General features: G+C 59.0%; 18 protein-coding genes and 1 tRNA gene. 15 read left to right on the top strand and 4 right to left on the bottom strand.

All coding sequences use genetic code 11. The features are described from left to right. The first annotated feature begins 4 nt into the window (after window positions 1–4). The gene (locus P5540_05030; protein ID HRT64171.1) at window positions 5–631 is read left to right on the top strand and encodes a sigma-70 family RNA polymerase sigma factor; all 627 of its coding nucleotides are present in this window, start codon (window positions 5–7) and stop codon (window positions 629–631) included. A gap of 265 nt (window positions 632–896) precedes the next feature. Here the strand turns inward: P5540_05030 and P5540_05035 are convergent, their stop codons facing one another. Further along, window positions 897–1,913 carry a sulfotransferase gene (locus P5540_05035; protein HRT64172.1) on the bottom strand — a complete coding sequence of 339 codons (1,017 nt, stop codon included), beginning with the start codon at window positions 1,911–1,913 and terminating at the stop codon, window positions 897–899. A 237-nt stretch (window positions 1,914–2,150) separates the two neighbouring features. Between P5540_05035 and P5540_05040 the strand changes: the two genes are divergently transcribed. From P5540_05040 to P5540_05085, 10 genes are all read left to right on the top strand, one after another. Further along, on the top strand, window positions 2,151–3,290 hold the full coding sequence (locus P5540_05040) for an alanine--glyoxylate aminotransferase family protein (GenBank protein ID HRT64173.1): 1,140 nt from the start codon (window positions 2,151–2,153) through the stop codon (window positions 3,288–3,290). Between the two features lie 3 nt (window positions 3,291–3,293). Then, entirely contained in the window at window positions 3,294–4,871 is a 1,578-nt protein-coding gene (gene serA / locus P5540_05045; protein ID HRT64174.1) for a phosphoglycerate dehydrogenase, read from the top strand. Between the two features lie 32 nt (window positions 4,872–4,903). Further along, window positions 4,904–6,139 (top strand): NADP-dependent isocitrate dehydrogenase, encoded by a 1,236-nt coding sequence (gene icd / locus P5540_05050; protein ID HRT64175.1) that lies wholly within the window; start codon window positions 4,904–4,906, stop codon window positions 6,137–6,139. A 17-nt stretch (window positions 6,140–6,156) separates the two neighbouring features. Beyond that, entirely contained in the window at window positions 6,157–6,852 is a 696-nt protein-coding gene (locus tag P5540_05055; GenBank protein ID HRT64176.1) for a HAMP domain-containing sensor histidine kinase, read from the top strand. Further along, the gene (locus tag P5540_05060) at window positions 6,849–7,787 is read left to right on the top strand and encodes a hypothetical protein (GenBank protein HRT64177.1); all 939 of its coding nucleotides are present in this window, start codon (window positions 6,849–6,851) and stop codon (window positions 7,785–7,787) included. Before P5540_05055 ends, P5540_05060 begins: the two co-directional genes overlap by 4 nt. A gap of 216 nt (window positions 7,788–8,003) precedes the next feature. After that, entirely contained in the window at window positions 8,004–9,026 is a 1,023-nt protein-coding gene (locus P5540_05065) for a type II secretion system F family protein (protein HRT64178.1), read from the top strand. Then, the gene (locus P5540_05070) at window positions 9,013–9,549 is read left to right on the top strand and encodes a peptidylprolyl isomerase (protein ID HRT64179.1); all 537 of its coding nucleotides are present in this window, start codon (window positions 9,013–9,015) and stop codon (window positions 9,547–9,549) included. Before P5540_05065 ends, P5540_05070 begins: the two co-directional genes overlap by 14 nt. 81 nt (window positions 9,550–9,630) lie before the next feature. Then, entirely contained in the window at window positions 9,631–11,022 is a 1,392-nt protein-coding gene (gene fumC / locus P5540_05075; protein HRT64180.1) for a class II fumarate hydratase, read from the top strand. A 30-nt stretch (window positions 11,023–11,052) separates the two neighbouring features. Then, a complete protein-coding gene (gene metG / locus P5540_05080; GenBank protein ID HRT64181.1) occupies window positions 11,053–12,795 on the top strand; it encodes a methionine--tRNA ligase in 1,743 nt (580 codons plus the stop codon). Between the two features lie 41 nt (window positions 12,796–12,836). Beyond that, on the top strand, window positions 12,837–13,796 hold the full coding sequence (locus P5540_05085) for a uroporphyrinogen decarboxylase family protein (protein ID HRT64182.1): 960 nt from the start codon (window positions 12,837–12,839) through the stop codon (window positions 13,794–13,796). A gap of 69 nt (window positions 13,797–13,865) precedes the next feature. Here P5540_05085 and P5540_05090 read toward each other — a convergent pair whose 3' ends face one another. Further along, the gene (locus P5540_05090) at window positions 13,866–14,564 is read right to left on the bottom strand and encodes a hypothetical protein (protein ID HRT64183.1); all 699 of its coding nucleotides are present in this window, start codon (window positions 14,562–14,564) and stop codon (window positions 13,866–13,868) included. Window positions 14,565–14,791: 227 nt separating this feature from the next. On the opposite strand from P5540_05090, the gene P5540_05095 reads away from it, so the two are divergent. The 4 genes from P5540_05095 to P5540_05110 all read left to right on the top strand — a co-directional run bounded on the left by P5540_05095 (window position 14,792) and on the right by P5540_05110 (window position 18,978). Beyond that, entirely contained in the window at window positions 14,792–15,724 is a 933-nt protein-coding gene (locus P5540_05095; GenBank protein HRT64184.1) for a response regulator, read from the top strand. A 57-nt stretch (window positions 15,725–15,781) separates the two neighbouring features. Next, a complete protein-coding gene (locus P5540_05100) occupies window positions 15,782–16,309 on the top strand; it encodes a hypothetical protein (protein HRT64185.1) in 528 nt (175 codons plus the stop codon). Beyond that, the gene (locus P5540_05105) at window positions 16,306–17,700 is read left to right on the top strand and encodes a glycoside hydrolase family 30 beta sandwich domain-containing protein (GenBank protein ID HRT64186.1); all 1,395 of its coding nucleotides are present in this window, start codon (window positions 16,306–16,308) and stop codon (window positions 17,698–17,700) included. The genes P5540_05100 and P5540_05105 overlap by 4 nt, the downstream gene beginning before the upstream one ends. Before the next feature lie 120 nt (window positions 17,701–17,820). Then, a complete protein-coding gene (locus P5540_05110) occupies window positions 17,821–18,978 on the top strand; it encodes an amidohydrolase family protein (GenBank protein HRT64187.1) in 1,158 nt (385 codons plus the stop codon). A gap of 303 nt (window positions 18,979–19,281) precedes the next feature. Here P5540_05110 and P5540_05115 read toward each other — a convergent pair. Both P5540_05115 and P5540_05120 read right to left on the bottom strand, forming a co-directional pair. Continuing rightward, window positions 19,282–19,357 (bottom strand) — tRNA-Met (locus tag P5540_05115). A gap of 118 nt (window positions 19,358–19,475) precedes the next feature. After that, window positions 19,476–19,892 (bottom strand): F0F1 ATP synthase subunit epsilon, encoded by a 417-nt coding sequence (locus P5540_05120; protein ID HRT64188.1) that lies wholly within the window; start codon window positions 19,890–19,892, stop codon window positions 19,476–19,478. Between the last annotated feature and the right edge of the window lie 2 nt (window positions 19,893–19,894).

Consider the following 19,894-nt stretch of genomic DNA (forward strand, 5'->3'; position numbering starts at 1 on the left):
GACGATGAGCGAGTCGAGTCATACAGCCGGCAGCGGACGTTCAGAAGAGTTCGAGAAGATGGTTCTCGAACATCTGAACATGCTGTATGCCGTGGCGTTGCGTCTCACGCGCAATGCCATGGACGCCCAGGATCTGACTCAAAACGCCGTCGTCAAGGCCTTGCGGTTTCACGACAAATTCCAGGACGGGACCTATATCAAGGCGTGGCTGTTGACCATCCTGCGCAACACCTTCATCAACGAATACCGAAGCAAGGCCCGGCGGCTGGATTCGGTCGAATTGACCGGCGCGGAAGCGGCGCCGGTCCCGAGTCCGGAATCGGCGGCCGTCGGAAAAGATCCGGTGGAATCCAAGGCCGATCTATTGGAATTGTTGGATGACGAGGTCAAGGCCGCCCTCGATTCACTGCCCGAAGATTTTCGCGTGGCAGTCATCATGGCCGATCTGGAGGAGAAATCCTACAAGGAAATTGCCGACAGTATCGGGTGCCCCATCGGAACCGTCATGTCGCGCCTGTTTCGCGGTCGAAAACTCATGCGAAACCGCCTACAGAACTATGCGCGCCAACACCGTCTTCTGCCGGGCGGCAAAACCGGAAAGCCGGCCACGCGCCTCGCCGACGCGCAATAACGACAGACACTATCCCCCCTTGAGAGTACCGAGTTCTTGAGACAAAAGATGAAAATTTCCACGAAGATTGGCATTTCCGGGCAATTTCATGTCAGATCAGGCAAGGAGATCTTGTATTGAAATTGAAAATGGCCGCTCTGTAGCGCCGATTTCCCAATCGGCATGTCGTGTTTCAGCAAGCCGATTTGGAAATCGGCGTTACATTCCGAGACCTTCACGACTCCGAGAACACGGTCCTCTCAAGTATCCCCCCCCTCTTGCGCCGCTATTCCCTCAACAACACGTCACAGGCAAGTTGCACGCGCTTGAGCATCTTGTGGAGCAATCCGTGCTTCTTGGCCATGGCGCGAAGACGGATGATGGCCTTGCGTTCAAGGCGGTATCGTGTCAGTTTTGGAACTTTTCGGACAATTTTCGTTCCGTCAACCTCCTCAAGCGGTTTGAGCAGCGTTCCGAGCGGATAGCCGATGGTTTCCAAGTCTTCCTGCGGGATCTGCTCGAGGATTTCGATCATCAGATTGAGGCGCGAGGTGTCCGTGGCCAAATCCTCGACCCATTTCTTGACCGAGGCCGTCGAGGGCCGCGTATGCTGCCGCACGCCAATTGGATCGCCAAGTCCTTTGGTTCGCTGATCTTCCGAGGCATTTTTCCCATACTCGATGGTTTCCCTTTCAAACGGCACGCCGATGTAATCGTAGATGCGTTCCATCCACGTTTCGGGATTTTTGACCAAGTCCTCGTATTTAACATGGACATAGGGCGTTTCCTTCTGGCGCAGAAAGTTCGCCAGCGCGGGCACATAGCGGTTCAGGATCGGGTTGTATTGTTGCGCCGCATGATAATCGCCGTCGAAAAACGAGTTGGCATACGACGAAAATGTCGCAATCGGATGCCGTGTAATAACGACGTATTTTGCATCCGGGAAGACTTTGGCCATAAAGGGGAGTATCAGCGCGTAGGCCGGGGTCTTGTCCATGCAAATGGGTTTGCCGCTTGTCTTGAGGTATTGTCCATAAAGCACATCACAGTACGCGCGGCAAGCCGTCCAATAGTCCTGTTCCTTGTTTGGCAGCGACTCGACAAAGAGTTTTTGCGATTCCGCGGCCAAGATGTGGTCATAGGGCGCCTTGTCCACTTTGGCCCAAACGCCCAAGTGGGCGAGCGGGGTCAGCAAATGCGGTTCGGGACCGCCCATGATCATTGAATGCGAGGCCAGCATGCGTTCAAGCATGGTCGTGCCCGAACGCGGCGCTCCTATCACAAACAGCATCTTGACCGGCATGTAAAACCCTTTCCCGTTGCAGAAGCCCGAAACCGGCTTTCAGGGAAGCCATTATCAACGGCGCGGGAATTGAATTCAATCCCTGCGCCAAAGACAATTTGAATCGAAAAGGCGCTTTTGATAGCCTTTCGTCGTCAACTCGTGCGCGTGAGGGACGATTGGCAACTGGCAGACATCCACACGCATCGCTGGCCGCCGCAGTTACCCTGTGCGGCGGAAAGGAGAGGGTTTACACTCATGAAAAGAAAAGAACGATTGTTCACGCCGGGGCCGACCCCTGTACCGCCCGATGTATTGCTGGCCATGGCCGCGCCGATGACGCATCACCGGCAGGCGGCGTTTGAAAAACTGTTTGCCTCGGTGTCGGCCAAACTGAAAACGGTATTTCAAACCACGAATCCGGTCGTGATTCTCGCCGGATCCGGCACCAGCGCGATGGAAGGCGCAATCGTCAACCTGCTCTCAGCAGGCGACAAGGCCCTATCCGTGAACGGCGGCAAATTCGGCGAACGCTGGGGCCAGATCGGAAAGGCATACGGCGTCAACATGCAGATTCTCGACGTGCCTTGGGGCGAGGCGGTGGATCCGGCGCGCATTGAAGCCGCCTTGAAAGCCGATCCCTCCATCAAGGCCGTTTATACAACACTGCATGAAACGAGCACGACGGTGTTGACGGACATCGCGGCCATCGGCTCCATCACCCGCAAGACGGACACCCTGCTGGTGGTGGACGCCATCAGCGGATTGGCGGCGGATGTGTTGCGCATGGACGACTGGGGCGTGGATGTGGTGGTGTCGGGTTCGCAAAAGGCGCTGATGCTGCCGCCAGGACTTGCCTTTGCGGCCATCAGCCCCAAAGCCCAGGACGCCATGAAAAAATCCACGCTGCCGAAGTTCTATTTGTCGTTCGACAAGGCCCTGAAAAATCTTGAAAAGAACACAACCCCATTCACACCGGCCGTATCCGTTGTGATCGCGCTGGATACGGCTCTTGGCCAGTTGATGGAGGAGGGCATGGAAACGGTCTGGGCGCGGCATGCCAAACTGGCCGCGGCCACGCGGGCGGGCATTCTCGGCATGGGCATGGCGCTGTTCTCCAAGGCGCCCTCGAACGCAGCCACATCGGTTTTGTTGCCGGAAGGCGTGGACGGTTCGGCGCTGCACAAGAAATTGCGCGATGAATACAAGGTGACCTGCGCCGGCGGCCAGGATCAGATGAAGGGAAAGATCGAACGAATCGCGCACATGGGGTATTACGATCAATTTGACGTGCTGGTTGTCATCGGAGCAATCGAACTTGCTCTAAAGGACATGGGCGCCCCCGTGAAAATCGGCGAAGGCGTCGCGGCGGCCCAACGCTGCTTTGCGGAGAACTAGGCCATGGCTCGTGTGCTGGTGTTGGACGGTTTGAGCGAAGAGGGCGTTGAAATCTTACGCGAAGCAGGCATCGAGGTGGACGTCATGCCACCGCAGAAGCCGGAAGAATTGGCCGCCATCGTTGGCGAGTACGACGGGCTCATTGTGCGCAGCGCCACGAAAGTAACCGCCGCCGTGTTCGAAAACGCCGGGCGCCTGAAGGTTGTGGGGCGTGCAGGCGTCGGCACGGACAACATAGACAAGGACGCCGCAACGAAAAAAGGCGTTGTCGTGATGAATACCCCCGGCGGCAACACCATCTCCACCTGCGAACATGCCTTTGCGCTGCTGTTTGCATTGCTCCGCAACATTTCCGCCGCAGACGCCTCAATGCACGCCGGCCGCTGGGATCGCAAGAAATTCATGGGCACGGAAGTCTGCGGCAAGACACTGGGCATCGTGGGATTGGGGCGGATTGGTTCGGCGGTGGCCAAACGCGCACAGGCGTTTGAAATGAAAATCATCGCACACGATCCCATCATGACCAAGGTCAAGGCGGATGCGCTCGGAGTCGAACTGGTTTCCTTGGACGAACTGGTCGAACGGTCCGACTTTATCACGATTCACGCGCCGAAATCCGAGAAAACGAACAACATGCTGCGCATGGAGCACCTTCGGCGCATGAAGCCCACGTGCCGCATCGTCAATTGCGCCCGGGGTGGGATCGTCAACGAGGAGGATCTTGCGCAGGCGCTCCGGGAGAAAATCATCGCCGGCGCGGCCCTCGACGTCTTTACGAAGGAACCGCCGGAAAACAACCCCTTTGCCGGGCTGGATAATATCGTCATGACGCCGCATTTGGCGGCCTCGACGGACGAGGCGCAGTTGACGGTGGCGGTGGATATTGCGCGCCAGATTGTGGATTACCTCAATACCGGCACCATTGTCAACGCGGTCAATGTGCCGAGTCTTGACGGCGAAACGCGGCAGGCGCTGGCGCCAATGCTGTATCTCGCCGAGCGAATCGGGCGTTTCCAGTCGTCGTTCATCAAGGGTCATCCGACCAAACTCGACATCGAGTACGCGGGCGATCTCGGCGTTTCGGACACCTACGCCATTACCGCATCGATCATGACCGGCTTTCTTTCGCCGCTGGTTGAAACGGTCAACATGGTCAGCGCTCCATCCCTCATGGAAGGCTACGGCATCGCGGTAACCGAAACGCGCGCCGTCCGCGCGCCGGATTACGCTTTTGAAATCGGCGTCACCGTGACAACCACCAAGGAGATCCACCGCGTCGCGGGCACGCTTTTCAGCAAACATGATCCGCGCATTTGCAGCATTGACGGGATGCGTGTGGACGCCAAGCCCGAAGGCTGGATGCTGATTTGCATGAACGAGGACAAGCCGCTGATTATCGGGCGCGTGGGCATGATCATCGGCGAGGCCGGCATCAATATCGCCAACCTCATGCTCGGTCGCGACGCCCAGGGAGGCCGGGCGCTTACCGTTTTGAATCTCGACGCCCCGATTGACGACTCGACCATGGAAAAGATCCGCAACGTCCCACACGTCACCGAAGTGCGGCTTGTGGCCCTTTGATAATGGCCGGTTAGGCGGAATAGACGGAAATCATGAGCAAATACAAACATATCCGCGTGCCCGAAGGCGAAAAAATCACGGCCAATGCACACGGTGTACTGGCAACGCCCGATCGGCCGATTATCGCGTTCATCGAGGGGGACGGCACAGGCCCCGACATTTGGCGCGCGTCGAAATATCTTTTCGATGCGGCCGTAAAGCACTGTTACGGCGGCAAGCGCGCGATCGCGTGGATGGAAGTCTACGCCGGCGAGAAAGCGAACGACGTGTGCGGCACGTATCTGCCCGACGAAACGCTCGATGCCATCCGCGAACACCTCGTCGCCATCAAAGGCCCTTTGACGACGCCGGTCGGAGGCGGATTCCGCAGTCTGAACGTCTCGTTGCGACAACTGCTCGACTTGTTCGCCTGTGTGCGGCCGGTGCGCCATTTCCCCGGCGTGCCCAGCCCCGTCCGGGAACCGGAGAACGTGGACATGATCATCTTCCGTGAAAACACGGAAGATGTGTACGCGGGCTACGAGTTGCAATCCGGCACGGCGGAATCCGCCAAATTGCTTGCGTTTCTCAAGCAGGAATTCGGATGGACCATCCGGCCTGATTCCGGCCTTGGCATCAAGCCCATCAGCGAAAGCGGCACGAGGCGCATCGTGCGCGCGGCCATCCAATACGCCGTCAAGCACAACCGCCGATCGGTCACGCTGGTCCACAAGGGCAATATCATGAAGTACACGGAAGGCGCATTCCGCAAGTGGGGCTACGAACTCGTGCGCGAGGAGTTTTCCGACGTAGCCGTCGGCTGGGACGACTGCGGAGGCAATCCCGGCGGCAAGATCCTGGTCAAGGACACGATAGCCGACATTTTCCTGCAGCAAATCCTGACGCGTCCCCGAGAGTTCGATGTCATCGCGACCATGAACCTCAACGGCGACTTTATGAGCGACGCCTTGGCGGCGCAGGTCGGCGGCATCGGCATCGCGCCGGGCGCCAATATCAACTATGAAACCGGCACGGCCGTCTTCGAGGCGACGCACGGAACCGCGCCGAAGTACGCCAATCTCGACATGGTCAATCCCAGTAGCCTGATCCTGTCCGGTGTGATGATGTTCGATCATTTGGGTTGGCCTGAGGTGTCGGAAGCGATTACGTCCGCCTTGGTCAAGACTTTCCAAGCCCGGACGGTTACCTACGATTTTGCGCGGCTCATGGACGGTGCGCGCCAGGTGAAGTGCAGCGAGTTCGCCCAAGCCGTCGCCGAGGCCTTGTAACCGCACGGAAACAGCGCATGAACCTTGAATTTCCGGAACACCTTGGCGCAATCCAACGGGTGTTTCGCGGCCACCTGGCCGGCATGTGTGCAAACAGCGTCGCGCACGATCTCAATAACCTACTGGGCGCCATTCTTTCCTATTCCGAATTGATTGTTTCCGGAGACCATTTGCCGGAGGAGTCCCGGCGCATGCTTGCCCAGATCACCCTCGCGGCGCAGCGTTGCGGATGCCTGGTCCAAACCCTTGCGGACGTCGCGCGCAAGGAACAACCCGGGAGCAGCATGATCAACCCCGGGCCGTTTGTGGAAAACACGATTGCTCTCTGCCGCCACGACTTTCGCCGCGCACGGATGGAACTGGAATACGAGGACGCCTCGGCCGGCTGTTCCATGGCGGTGAATGCCCAACAGTTCCAATTGGCGCTGCTTTGTTTGTTGATCAATGCGTGCGAGGCGGGCGCGGGCAAGAAAAACGCGAAAGTCCGTGTGCGAACCGTGGCACAAGCGGGCGCCTGCTCGGTCGCTGTGCAAAACATGGATATCGAGATCCCGGACGAGATCCGCGAACGGATGTTCGAACCGTTCTTCACGACCAAAGGCGCCGATCACCTGGGGCTGGGACTCTCGATTGCCCGTGATTTTGCGCGCAGGCGCCAAGGCGATCTTACGTTCGACGAAAACGCCGGTTTCGTGCTGGAATTGAAGACATGACGGGCATTTGCGCGGCGATGATCCTCGTGCTCGCGCACGACATTGCCGCGCAATCTCCAGGACGTGAATTGTTCGCCGACACCACGTTCGAGCGCGGGTTCCTTCTAACGGCCGCCAGCCATCCCGCGCCAAAAGTCGAACTCGGCGTCTTGCGGACGACCGCGCGGGCGTCCGCCCTTCCGCCCACATGGCGCATGGCCCAGTGGGCATCGCGCTACCTACTGGAACCCGGCGCATGCCGGGACATCGGCAAGAACCGGTGGCTTGCGGAAACGCCCGGCAAGCGGGTCGTTATCATCCGCACCAAACCGGAGCGAACCTGCGTTCGTCTCGAAGTGTTTGGAAAGACGGAATATGCGGGTCGCATGCGCGCCTACGGCGAGCCATGGCCGCATCTTCTTATTGAACAACGATTTGACAAACCGATTCCGCCGGCTCCGCTGAAGCGACTTGCATTTGCCGTCGAAATGCGGATCCCGTACTGCAAGCCTCTTTCGGAAGCGACCCTGAATCCAAGCCTGCACACGGCGCACGTCACGGCCTTTTGGACGGTTCATAATATGAAGCCGGGCAATCCCGATTTCCAGGACATGATCTGGTTTGGCCTACCCCTTTTCGATGCGCGACAGGAAATTCCCGGTCCCCATTACGCCCTCGACACCGGCAAGGCGGACGCCTCCCATAAATTCATCTGCACGTTGGACGGCAGGCGGTTCTGGGATGGCCCGACCGGCGACGGACGGTGGCGATCGATCGAAACGGACCTGCGGCAACTGCTGCGCGAAGGACTGGCCATTTCACAGGAACACGGTCATTTGAAGAACACGCAATTCGAGGATCTGGCCATCACGACCTTCAACCTCGGATGGGAAATCCCCGGTCCTTACGATGCGGCGATCGAATTCCGTGGCCTTTCACTGAAGGCCTTCGACTGATTGCTCACGCGGACGGGAGGCGCGCCCGCCAATGCGGGTTGGCGGTAATCAGGGCGGGTCTGCTAAAATCAGCACCGGAAGCGACGGTAAAGACGCCAATTGCGCAATGGCGCCATTCGACGCCGGTTGCCCTTGGAGTTGGACAAGTTCCTCATGTCCAAGGGTATTGGTCGAATGGAGGCTTAGGCAACGTAACGGGATTGCGGAACAATCGCCATGGGAATCGTATCGCCCCAATTGTCAACGAAGACGCTGGTGCCGCTGTGCCGGCAGTTGGCCACTTCGTACGATGCCGGCATTCCGATTCTCCGCACGTTGGAGATAGTCCACAAGAACACGCGGGACCGCGCCGCGCGGGAAGTGCTCGAACGCATGGGCCGCGCGATTCGGAACGGCAAGACCTTGGGCGAGGCGGCGCGCGCACAAAAGGACCGGCTGCCGCCTATCATGGTCGAGTTGCTGGCCAGCGGCGAGGTCGGCGGCAATCTGGACGCATCCCTTCGGGATCTGGCCGGTTATTTTGAAGAGCGCCAGCGCATGAAGCGCACTATTATCGGCAAGTCGATCTATCCCGCGCTTCAACTCGCCGCGGCGTGGTTCCTGGGATCGTTCGCATTGATGCTGATCCGGCAAATGAGTTTCACCGACACCAGTTTCAATTTCAACACCTACCTCGAATACTACATGCGGTTTCAGGGCGCCGCGATGCTGTTGTTCGGCAGCGGCGCGGCCACGTCCGTTGTCCTTGCGCGGCTGGGCATCTTCAAATGGATCTGGGGATATGTCGCGACGCATGTCTGGCCCCTCGCGCCGGTCACGCGGCGTTTCGCGATGGCCCGGTATTTCCGGAGCCTGTCGTTGCTCATCGGCAGCGGGGTGCCCATCGTGCGCGCGTTGGAACGCGCCGCGGCCACCTGCGCCAATCCCTATATCGAGCGCGATCTGTTGAAACCGGCGCCATTGGTCGCGGGCGGCTCGACCTTGGTTGAGGCATTCGCCCATTCGGAATACCTGCCGGAAACTGCGCGAGAATTGCTGCACGTGGGCGAACAGTCCGGGAAACTCGAAGCGGCATTGAACAAGGCCGCCCAATATCAGATGGACGAGGCGGTTCATGCGGTAAATGTCGCGACGCGCGTCGGCGAGGTCGCCATCAGCCTTGCCGTGGCCGTCGTCGTCGGTTACATCGTCATATCGTTTTATTCAAGTTATCTGGGAAAATTCGATGAACTCACCTGACATGGAAATGGGAGAAGAGCCGAAGGATCGCACCCGATGGATCTGGCTCGGCGTCATGTTGCTGTTCGCGGCGGCGGTGGCCGCGCTTTGGTTCACGAGCCGGATGGGCGCCAATCTCACGCAGGTACGCGCGAAACATATCCTAATCCGATGCAATAAAGACGATCCGGTTGATCGCGCCCGCGCGCTGGAACTGATCAACGACCTGCGCAGCCGCATTCAGCAGGGCGCGAACTTCGGCAAACTGGCCCGGGAATTTTCGAACGACGAAGGCAGCGCCTCCCGCGGCGGTGACCTCGGATATTATCCGCGCCGGACTTTCGAGACGGAATTCGAGGAGTACGTCTGGACCGCGCCCCTTGGACAATTGAGCGAGATCATTCAGACCTCAAGCGGCTTTCATCTCGTGGTCGTGACCGACCGGCGCATTTCGGATGCCGATGCCTACGAGATGGAACTCGAACGCAAGGCGGCCGAAGAAAAGAAAAAGTCTCAAGACGCGGCGGAGCCGGCCCATCCGTAAGGTGGAACGGGATACGGCCACGCCCTTTTGTTACGAAAGCCGGACACTTGATTTCTCGAATACGCGAAAGGAATTCATGGTATGGACTATCGCATCGAACGTGACAGCATGGGCGATATGCCGGTTCCGGCGGATCGTTACTACGGATGCCAGACGGCGCGGTCGCTGGTCCATTTTCGGATCGGGACGGAACGCATGCCGCGCGAATTCATCCGTGCGTTGGGTATCGTCAAGAAGGCATCCGCACTGGCCAACCGTGACTTGGGCCTGTTGCCCGAAAACCTATGCACGGCGATTTGCCAAGCGGCGGACGAGGTCATCGAGGGGAAACTCGATGACCATTTCCCGCTGGTCATCTGGCAGACCGGCAGCGGCACCCAGACCAACATGAACGCAAACGAGGTCATCGCCAATCGCGCCATCGAACTGCTCGGCGGGGAACTCGGCAGCAAGAAACCGGTCCATCCGAACGATCATGTGAACATGTCGCAATCATCGAACGACACGTTTCCCACGGCGATGAGCATCGCGGCGGTCGAGCGCATCCACCGGGATCTGTTGCCGGCTTTGCGCGGCCTGCATGAGGTGCTCGTCGCAAAGGCCGACGCGTTCGGCGGCATCGTAAAAATTGGACGGACGCATCTCATGGATGCGGTGCCGTTGACGCTCGGACAGGAATTTTCCGGTTATGCACAGCAGATCAACAACGCGACGGAACGCATTGTCTCGACCCTGCCGCGTCTGAGCGAACTGGCTCTCGGCGGCACGGCCGTCGGCACGGGCCTGAACACCAAAAAGGCGTTTCCCGTCGAGGCGGCCAAGCGTATCAGCGAACTGAGCGGCCTGCCGTTTCGGACGGCGCCGAACAAATTCGAGGCGCTGGCCGCGCACGACGCGCTGGTCATGACATCGGGCGCGCTCAAGACGCTGGCGTGTTCGTTGATGAAAATCGCAAACGACATCCGCTGGATGGGTAGCGGCCCGCGTAGCGGCCTGGGGGAACTGCAACTGCCGGAGAACGAACCGGGTTCGTCCATCATGCCGGGCAAGGTCAACCCGACCCAGTGCGAGGCGGTCACGATGGTGGCCGCGCAGGTAATCGGAAACGACACGACCATCGCGATTGCGGGCGCTTCGGGCAACTTTGAGTTGAACGTATTCAAGCCCGTGATCATGTACAACGTCCAGCAGTCCGTGCGCCTGCTGTCGGACGTCATTCGATCGTTCACCGAACATTGCGTGGCCGGCATCGAACCGAATCTTGCGCGCATCGAGGAGCATGTTTCGCGGTCGCTCATGCTCGTGACGGCGCTCAACCGCACGCTCGGCTACGACAAGGCGGCCATGATCGCCAAGGCGGCGCATGCGCATGGAACGACGCTGTTGCAGGAAGCCGTGGCATTGGGTTTTCTGACGGAAGACGAGTTCAGGAAGTTGGTGGATCCGAACAAAATGATTGCGCCGGAAGATTGATAACCGGCGGCGACGGATGAATGGAGTGCAATGAACACGGAAAAGCAATTCAAGCGGACGTTGGTGACAAGCGCACTACCCTACGCGAACGGGCACATTCACCTGGGACATATCGCGGGCGCGTACCTCCCCGCGGACATTTACGTGCGCTACAAACGCCTGCGCGGCGAGCGTGTGCTGTATATCGGCGGATCGGACGAATACGGCGTGCCGATTACGCTGACGGCCCTCAAGGAAGGCGTGACGCCGAAGGACGTGATAGACCGGTATCATGCGGCGAATGCCGCCGCCTTTGCGGAACTGGGCATCTCCTACGATATTTACGGCCGCACATCCTGGCCGTTGCACATAGACACGACCCAGTCGTTTTTCACGCAATTGAACAAGGGCGGTTTCATTGAACGCCAAACGATGAAGCTGTGGTATTCGGAAAAGTCGCAGCGATTCCTGCCGGACCGCTATGTCAAGGGCGTCTGCCCAAAGTGCGGCTACGAGGACGCAAGCGGCGACGAGTGCGAGAATTGCGGCGCGCAGTACAGCGCGCAGGATCTCAGAAATCCGCGCGCCAACATCCCCGGCGACCAATCAACGCCTGTCCTGCGGGAATCGGCGCATTGGTTTCTGAGCCTCCCGGCCTTCGCCGACCGCCTGAGGGAATGGCTCGATTCGCATCCGGAATGGCGTTCCAACGTGCGCGGCATCGCATACGGATGGGTGAACGATCTGCGCGCGCGCTGCATCACGCGCGACACGGACTGGGGCGTGCCGATTCCCCTCGAAGGCGAGGACACCGAAGGCAAACGCATTTATGTGTGGTTCGACGCACCGATTGGTTATGTCACGAATACGCGCCAATGGGCCATTGAGGCCTGCGGCGACGAGAGCCGCTGGATCGAATGGTGGAAAGACGCCGGCACGCGCCTGATTCATTTCATCGGCAAGGACAACGTGCCGTTCCATGCCGTGATCTTCCCCGCCATGTTGATGGGCCAAGGCGATTACATTCTCGCAGACAATGTCATCGGAAATGAATATCTGAACATTTTCAATCGCGAGACGGGCAAATCGGAAAAGGGTTCCAAATCGCGTGGAAACATGATTACGGTCCGTTGGATGCTGTCGAAAGTGTCGCCGGACGCGATTCGCTACTACCTCTGCGCGAACGCGCCCGAAACGAAGGATGCCGCGTTCGATTGGGACGAATTTGCCGCACGGTACAACGGCGAGTTGTGCGACGTGGTGGGCAACTTCGTCCATCGCAGCCTCACAATGACTGTCAAGAACTTCGACGGCCGCGTGCCCGCGCCCGGTCCGTTCGACGACGACGACAAGGCGCTTCTCGCCTTCCTGCCGGAACAGATGGATGCCGTGGCGGAAGCCATCGAGACCTTCCGTTTCCGGCTGGCCGTGGAGCGATTCATCGAAATCGGGCGCCGCGCGAACCAGTATTTCGACGCGAAGGCGCCGTGGATCACGCGCAAGACGGACCTCGAACGAACCGGCACGACGCTCCATGTGTGTTGCCAGGTCGTGCGCGCCCTATGCACGACGATGGCGCCGTTTTTCCCGAATGCCGCCGGCGTGCTCGCGGACGTGCTCGGTGCGACATTGCCCCAAGGCGGCCCGGATGGCGGTCCGGACGGCTGGAACGCCGGCAAGGAGCGGCTGCCCGCCGGCGCCGCCTTGAAGCCCCCCGTGGTCCTATTTCCGAAGTTGGACAAAGATCAGATCGCCGAATGGGCCGATCAGCACGCCCGCGGCGAGGCGCAATAAAAGCGCCGCCGCTTACAGCCGGAGTTCCGGGAGGATTCCACATGACACCGCGTGAACGATTTATTGCCGCTTTGGAACGGCGGCCCGTTCCGGGGCGCGTGCCCCATTTCGAGCTGGTGTTTTTCCTCACGATGGAAGCCTTTGGCAAACTGCATCCAAGCCAGCGCGTCTATCATCAATGGGATCAGATGACCGAACGGGAGCGGCAACTGCATCGAAACGAAATGGCCGATCTTTATATCGCCACCGCCCGCCGTTACGAACACAACGCCATATTCCTGCATCCAAACCCCGGCAGCGAGGAGGAAACCTTTCGCCTGATAGATCTCGTCCGCGAAAAATCCGGCCATGATTTCTTCCTGATGATCCACGGCGATGCAACCTATTCGATTCCGAACGGCGAGCACATGGCCGCATGGACCGAATGGCTGCTTACCCACTTCGAGGATGCCCAAGCAGAAGCCCAACGGCAGGTGGACGGCGCCTTGGAACGCGCCGGACGCTTTCTACAACATGGCGGACTCGACGGTTTCGCGCTGTGTGCGGACTATTGTTTCAACACGGGCCCGTTTCTCAGTCCGGCCCTGTTTTCAGACATCGTCGCGCCCTATCTCGCCCAATTGTGCCAAGGATACCGGGACATGGGCTTCTATGCCATCAAACACACGGACGGCAATATCATGCCGATTCTCGATCAACTCGTCGAGGCCGGTCCGCACGCATTGCATTCACTCGACCCGCAGGGCCATGTGGACATCGCCGAGGTCAAGCGCCTGTACGGCAGCCGTGTGTGCCTGATTGGCAATGTCAACTGCGGACTCCTTACTTCCGGCACGGACGAAGAAGTGATCGAATCGGCCCGGTACTGCATCCGCCATGGCATGCCCGGCGGCGGTTACATCTTTTCGACCAGCAATTGCGCCTTCACGGGCCTTCCGCTCGAACGGTACGAATTGATGTGGCGCGTCTGGTACGAAGAGGCGATTTATAACGGACGATAGGGCCGATCCGATGGAGCCGGCCGATCCGACGGATCGGACGGATCGCGTGGTGGAAGCAAGCGGCCGTCTTCAAGGCCCCATCACCCGGAAAGTCTGCCCGGGAACCGCAAGGTACTCCAATACAGCACCCCTTCGCTTGCCGATAATCTCCACAAAACGAAGTCCATAAAATTCATCCCCCACGCGCGCCTGAACACGCTTTTCTTCATTGCCGGGATGCAGAATGAGGTGGAAAAACGCGTATGTGTCGTTCTTTTCCTTGTCAATGAAAAAGCCCTTGAGAGCGACTTCGGGACAATTCAACTGGATTTGGGCGCGTTCCTTGAGCCGGGCTATTTTAAGGGTACCCGGGTTGATCGTTTCATAGGCTTCGATGAAGCCCATCATGGTGCGCCAGCGAAATTGCGATTCGGCTTCGGCCATGGACTGTTCCAGTTCGGCATTTACAATGTTCAGCGCTTCGGCGTAGTGTTTGCAGGCGGAATACTGATCCTTGACCTGTCGCACATTCTCTACCACGGATGCCTTGATCTCGTCGGTCATGAAAGCCGGTGCGCCGCGGCCGCCATCGCCCCAACCAATAACACCCGGCGTGGTCGCCAGCAGCGATGTGATGGGATAGAGGGCCTGCCGAAACGCACCCGCAATCTCGATGGCCGACGGCTCCGCCACGGTGGGCGGCGGGACCGGCGGCGCACAGGCGACCATCAGGATCATGGACGGCGCAACGACAACCGCCGCCCATCGGGACAATGAACCATACAACAAGGCCTAACCTCCTCGATCCGGGGCGCCCTGTGGCGGCGCCCGGATTCACTCGTTCCGCAACCATCCAAATACCTTCCAAACGACGCTTGCGCGGATTCCGTTTATACGGTATCATAATGAGTGTTCTTTTACATTAAGCGTGGCGTGTGTGCCCGGGGCGGCTCTTTCCGCGCGCAAGGGTCGTGCGCGAACGCACGGCAACCACTTTAACTGGGAGTACGGGTTTCATGACCAAGGTTCTAATAGTTGACGACGATGTGGATTTGGCGGAGCTGGTGCGCACGAAACTGGCGGCGGACGGCTACCAAGCCTTTGTGACCAACACCGGCGAGGGGGCCTTCGAACTGGCCAAGCAGGTCAAGCCCGACATCGCCATCCTCGACATCATGCTGCCCGGCGTGACGGGCTATCAGATCTGCCGCCGCCTACGCAAGGATCCCGAACTGTACCGCATGGCAATCTTGATCCTGACCGCTCTCGGCGAGGAACCGGAGATCCTCCACGGACTCGAACAGGGCGCCGACGACTATCTCGTCAAGCCGTTCAAACTGGATCGCCTCACGGACAAACTGGCATCGCTGGTCGGCCTGCTGGAATCCATGGACAAGCGAAACCCGGTTACCAATCTCCCCGGCACCGAAGCCATCAAACGGGAAATCAATCACCGGCTGGCAAGGGGCACCGCCATTGCCGCCATTTATATTGACATTGTCGGATTCAAGCCGTACTGCGCCTCGCGCGGCCAAGAAGGCATGGCCAATGCCTTGCGGTTCATGGCGAGGATTCTCTCCAACCTCATGCGCAACGCGGGCATTTACGAGGGCTTCACGGCCCACATGGGCGGCGAACATTTTGTGGTGCTGGTAAACATCGAGGATTATGAACGCTTCTGCTCGGCCCTCATGGACACATTCGATCAAAACGTGCAGTCGCTCTATTCTCCCCAGGAAGTGGCCCAAGGCCATATCATCGCCACGGACAGACGCGGCAATGAAGTGCGATGTCCGCTCATGGCGTTGTCCATCGGCGTGGCCCACACCCAGCACCGCCAGTTCAAAAGCGCCAAAAAAATGTTCGAAGTGTTAGCCCAAGTACGGCAAATGGCACAGCCCAACAAACGGAGCATCATGTTCGTGGATCGGCGCCGGACGGACCGCTAGGCACGGGCATCGTGCTTCGCACGCATCGGCTCTTGCAAAATGGACGGGGTGGAAGAAATGGACAAAGTGGACACGCGCCTTCGGCCTTCGTCCGCTTTCCCCTTTCCCGTTCAGCCCAACCGAGGGTTCTTTAGCGCGGCAATCGGTCTCTTGGCCGCGATCCTGCTCGCGGGATGCGGCCAAGGACCGTCGGACAATGAACTCGCGGCGCGTATAGCCCAAAGCAATCCGGCATGGGAAAGTTATCAGGAAGACATCAAGGGCCAGATAGGCGCGGGACCGGTCGCGGAATGGGGCGGCGATCCGTCGAAGCTATGGATGGAAAACGATCATATCGTCATTGTGTTCAGGCTGCACGGTCCGTGGGCTGCGCGCGAGGCCGCTCTTCCAATCCTGTTGCGGGACCCTTCCGGCCATGCCCAAAAAAATCTATGCGCCGAGCGTGAGAACGGCGGAACGGTTCGTTATATGTTCACAAACCCGAATCCCGGCACAATCCCGGCTTGGCTGGAAATCAAATACCCCCGCACAGAACGACGGCTGGTGCTGTCCGAACGCGGATCATGGCAGGAAAAACAATCATGAAAAATGTGTGTATGGCGTCGAGAATCTGGGCGGTGTCGGTCTGCGCAATGGTGTTGGCATCCCATGGCCAGGCGGAGGTAGACGTATGGATTAGTTCCCTGGACATGCGAGATTGTCTGGCATCCAAGCCCGCCATCGCCCTCAAGAAAGATCGCGGCGGCAAGGCGGACGACATCATCGTTGATCTGACAAAAACGCGGCAGTCCATCCTGGGCATCGGCTCGTCGCTCGAGCACAGCACCTGCTACAACCTCTCCCAACTCGATCCGGCCACGCGCGGCGAGGCAATCGAGCGCCTGCTCGATCCGGACAAGGGGATAGGCATGAACCTGATGCGGCTCTGCATCGGCACGTCCGATTTCACCGGCGATCCCTGGTATTCTTACGATGACCTGCCTGAAGGACAGACCGATCCGAACCTGGAACGCTTTAGCATCGCAAAAGACCACGACTACCTGTTGCCGATCATCAAGGCGGCCCAAGCGGCCAATCCGGACCTGCTCTTCTTCGCATCGCCATGGAGTCCGCCGGCATGGATGAAGGATTCGGGAAACCTCTGCGGGGGCAGGCTCCTGCCGCAACACCACGATGCCTATGCGCGTTATCTGGCGCGATTCATAAAGGCCTATGAAGCCGAAGGCATCCCCATCCACGCCATCACGATTCAAAACGAACCCGGCGTCAACGTGACCACCTATCCTTCCTGCGCATGGACGGGCGACGTTCAGCGCGACTTCATCAAGAACAGCCTGGGGCCATTGTTTGCCTCGGAAGGCATCAAGGCGCTTGTCTGGTGTTTCGACCACAACTTCAACAATGTGGCATTTCCACAAGCCATTCTGCGCGATCCCGATGCCGCGAAATTCGTGGACGGCACGGCGTTTCATCTATACGAGGGCAAACCGGAAGCAATGGGCGCGCTCGCCCGCGAATTTCCGGACAAGCACGTCTATTTCACGGAAGGTTCGACCTACAACCTCGGCGGCGCCATCCAAATCATGAACTATTTCGCCAATGGGGCGCGCAGTTACAACGCGTGGGTGACGGTCATAGACAAGAAGGGCAAACCAAACAACGGCCCCCATCATTGCAGCCCCACCTGCATCGTATTCGATCCCGTGGCGAAAACGCTCGCCTACCGTTTCGATTACTACATGTACGGCCACTTTTCCAAGTTCGTCAAGCGCGGCGCGCGCGTCATTGAAACGGTCCGCGGCGATCCTCGCTTCAATCACATCGCATTCCTGAATCCTGACGGAACAGCCGTTCTGGTTGCGGCAAACAACACCCGGGAAAAGCGCAAGTTCGGCGTCCGTTGCCAGGGCCAGGCGTTTCAGGCCGAACTCCCGCCGCAATCCATGGCCACGTACTCTTGGATTGCGTCCCGTTGAATCCAAGTCCGCACGCATGCGCGAGCATCCGATCCTGAACATTCCACGCCATCCGATACACCGGCTTGATACAATGGTTCAATTTGGGCACTCTTGACCCAAGGAGGACATGTGGTGGATATGTTGGTTCGAGGAACGTTGATGGGCCAAGCGGGCGCGTGGGACATCCACATCGCCAAGGGACGTATTGTTTCAATCCGGCGCGCGGGCCGCGGGCGCGCCGATTGGGGTTCGCGTCATTCAATTATCGCGCCGCCGCTGTTCGATATCCAAGTCAACGGGTGGGGAGGCATTGACCTGCAGTCCCCCACGCTGTCCGTCGAGGATGTGTGCCGGTTGTCCCGCGGCATGGCCGCACACGGGGTCGGCTACTGGATTCCAACGCTGATTACCGGACCTCTCGGCCTCATGGAACGCACATGCCGGATCATTGCACAAGCGCGGCGCGACCCCGTCATTCGCCGCGCGATTCCCGGCATCCACATCGAGGGCCCGTTCATTTCCCCCCACGACGGGCCGCGCGGCGCGCATGCAAAGGATTATGTGCGCAAGCCGTCCCTGCGCGCATTCGCGCGATTGCAACAAGCAGCCGGAGGCGCCATTTGTTATATCACCCTCGCGCCCGAATGGAATGGCGCGCCGGCATTCATCCGCGAGGCAACGGCACAGGGCGTGACCGTGGCCATCGGCCATCACGACGCTTCAGCGGAACAGATTTCGGGGGCCATCGAAGCCGGCGCGCGGCTATGCACGCACTTGGGCAACGGCATCGCCTCGATGATTCACCGTCATTTCAATCCGATCTGGCCCCAATTGGCCGACGACCGGCTGGCCGCCAGTCTGCTTGCGGACCTCGACCATCTGCCCGAACCCGTCTTGAAATCATTTGTGCGCGTAAAAGGTCCCGAACGCACGATTTTGGCCTCGGATTGCGTACACCTTGCGGGCCTCAAGCCGGGCCGCTATGCACTGGGCGGCATGGCCGTGGAACTGCTGCCGACAGGCCGGATTTGCCTCAGCGGAACGGACCTGCTCGCGGGAAGTTCCTGCATGTTGCTGCAAGGCGTCATCAACGCAGCGCGCACAACCGATTTGACCCTCGAACAGGCCATCGCCTGCGCCACGACCGTGCCCGCCCGAATCCTGCGCATCCCCCTGCGATTCAAGCCGCCGCGACCGGGAGCAAAAGCCGAATTCATCGTGTTCGACATAAAGAAAGATCCGGCTCGCTGGCAGGCCGTTTTGCGGGGCGTCTTCCTCGACGGCAATCCCGTCTGAACGTGCTTCATAGAATCAATGTATTATTATTCATATGAATAAGTAGAACAATAGGACATTGAAGCCCGTTTGCTGGAAATAATGGCCCACAGTTACTATGGCGCCGCCTTGGATATGGCCTCGATAAGTCACGGATTCGACATCCGAACACATTCTCTTTTCATCTGAGGCCACGTAGGTCGAAGTCCGGCCAATGCGCGTGCGTCCAAGAAAAAGGGCCGGAGAATCCACGGAGGACTTGTGGCAGGCGCACAAAAAGAACGGCGGGCAAGATATAAAACCTCGCCCACCCTGGGTTTTCTTTGGTAGCGGCGGACGGGATCGAACCGCCGACACGCGGATTATGATTCCGCTGCTCTACCAACTGAGCTACGCCGCCAAACTGCCTTGATGATACCAAATGCGCGCCCCGCTTGTCCACCGTTTCATGCGCATGGGGATACCTAGTACTCGCGTCGAAAAAACACGAGAAAATAACCGTATCCGGCAGGCAACCGTCAGGCGTCGCCGGATCGTCCCGCAGCGTAAAGGCGGTTGAGTGCGCGTTTCAACGCGATTTCCGCGCGGTGCACGTCGGTGTTTTCATTTGGATGTTCAAGGCGCTTTTTTGCGCGATCGCGTGCGGCTTCGGCGCGTTCGATGTCTATTTCGTCGCCCGCCTCCGCAGTCTGGCTCAATACCAAGACTTTGTTGTCCAGAACCTGGACGAATCCGCCGCTGACCGCGAAGGATCGCTTTTCGCCGTTGGGCAACACCGCTTGCATCACGCCGAGTTCGATGGTCGAAAGCAACGGCGCATGGCCGGGCAACACGACAAACAAACCTTGGGTGCCGGGCACGGAAACTTCGGCCGCGTCGCAGCGCAGCGGCGATCGGTCCAGCGCGCAAATTTCCAGATTCAGCGTTTCCGCCACAA

The organism is Candidatus Hydrogenedentota bacterium, assembly GCA_035450225.1.
In the GTDB taxonomy this organism is placed as follows: domain Bacteria; phylum Hydrogenedentota; class Hydrogenedentia; order Hydrogenedentales; family SLHB01; genus DSVR01.

What these genes read in the sequence shown, in the direction of transcription:
- P5540_05030 (HRT64171.1), top strand. Translation starts at nt 5, where the DNA reads ATGAGCGAGTCGAGTCATACAGCCGGCAGCGGACGTTCAGAAGAGTTC.
- P5540_05035 (HRT64172.1), bottom strand. Translation starts at nt 1,913, where the DNA reads ATGCCGGTCAAGATGCTGTTTGTGATAGGAGCGCCGCGTTCGGGCACG.
- P5540_05040 (HRT64173.1), top strand. Translation starts at nt 2,151, where the DNA reads ATGAAAAGAAAAGAACGATTGTTCACGCCGGGGCCGACCCCTGTACCG.
- serA (HRT64174.1), top strand. Translation starts at nt 3,294, where the DNA reads ATGGCTCGTGTGCTGGTGTTGGACGGTTTGAGCGAAGAGGGCGTTGAA.
- icd (HRT64175.1), top strand. Translation starts at nt 4,904, where the DNA reads ATGAGCAAATACAAACATATCCGCGTGCCCGAAGGCGAAAAAATCACG.
- P5540_05055 (HRT64176.1), top strand. Translation starts at nt 6,157, where the DNA reads ATGAACCTTGAATTTCCGGAACACCTTGGCGCAATCCAACGGGTGTTT.
- P5540_05060 (HRT64177.1), top strand. Translation starts at nt 6,849, where the DNA reads ATGACGGGCATTTGCGCGGCGATGATCCTCGTGCTCGCGCACGACATT.
- P5540_05065 (HRT64178.1), top strand. Translation starts at nt 8,004, where the DNA reads ATGGGAATCGTATCGCCCCAATTGTCAACGAAGACGCTGGTGCCGCTG.
- P5540_05070 (HRT64179.1), top strand. Translation starts at nt 9,013, where the DNA reads ATGAACTCACCTGACATGGAAATGGGAGAAGAGCCGAAGGATCGCACC.
- fumC (HRT64180.1), top strand. Translation starts at nt 9,631, where the DNA reads ATGGACTATCGCATCGAACGTGACAGCATGGGCGATATGCCGGTTCCG.
- metG (HRT64181.1), top strand. Translation starts at nt 11,053, where the DNA reads ATGAACACGGAAAAGCAATTCAAGCGGACGTTGGTGACAAGCGCACTA.
- P5540_05085 (HRT64182.1), top strand. Translation starts at nt 12,837, where the DNA reads ATGACACCGCGTGAACGATTTATTGCCGCTTTGGAACGGCGGCCCGTT.
- P5540_05095 (HRT64184.1), top strand. Translation starts at nt 14,792, where the DNA reads ATGACCAAGGTTCTAATAGTTGACGACGATGTGGATTTGGCGGAGCTG.
- P5540_05100 (HRT64185.1), top strand. Translation starts at nt 15,782, where the DNA reads ATGGACAAAGTGGACACGCGCCTTCGGCCTTCGTCCGCTTTCCCCTTT.
- P5540_05105 (HRT64186.1), top strand. Translation starts at nt 16,306, where the DNA reads ATGAAAAATGTGTGTATGGCGTCGAGAATCTGGGCGGTGTCGGTCTGC.
- P5540_05110 (HRT64187.1), top strand. Translation starts at nt 17,821, where the DNA reads ATGTTGGTTCGAGGAACGTTGATGGGCCAAGCGGGCGCGTGGGACATC.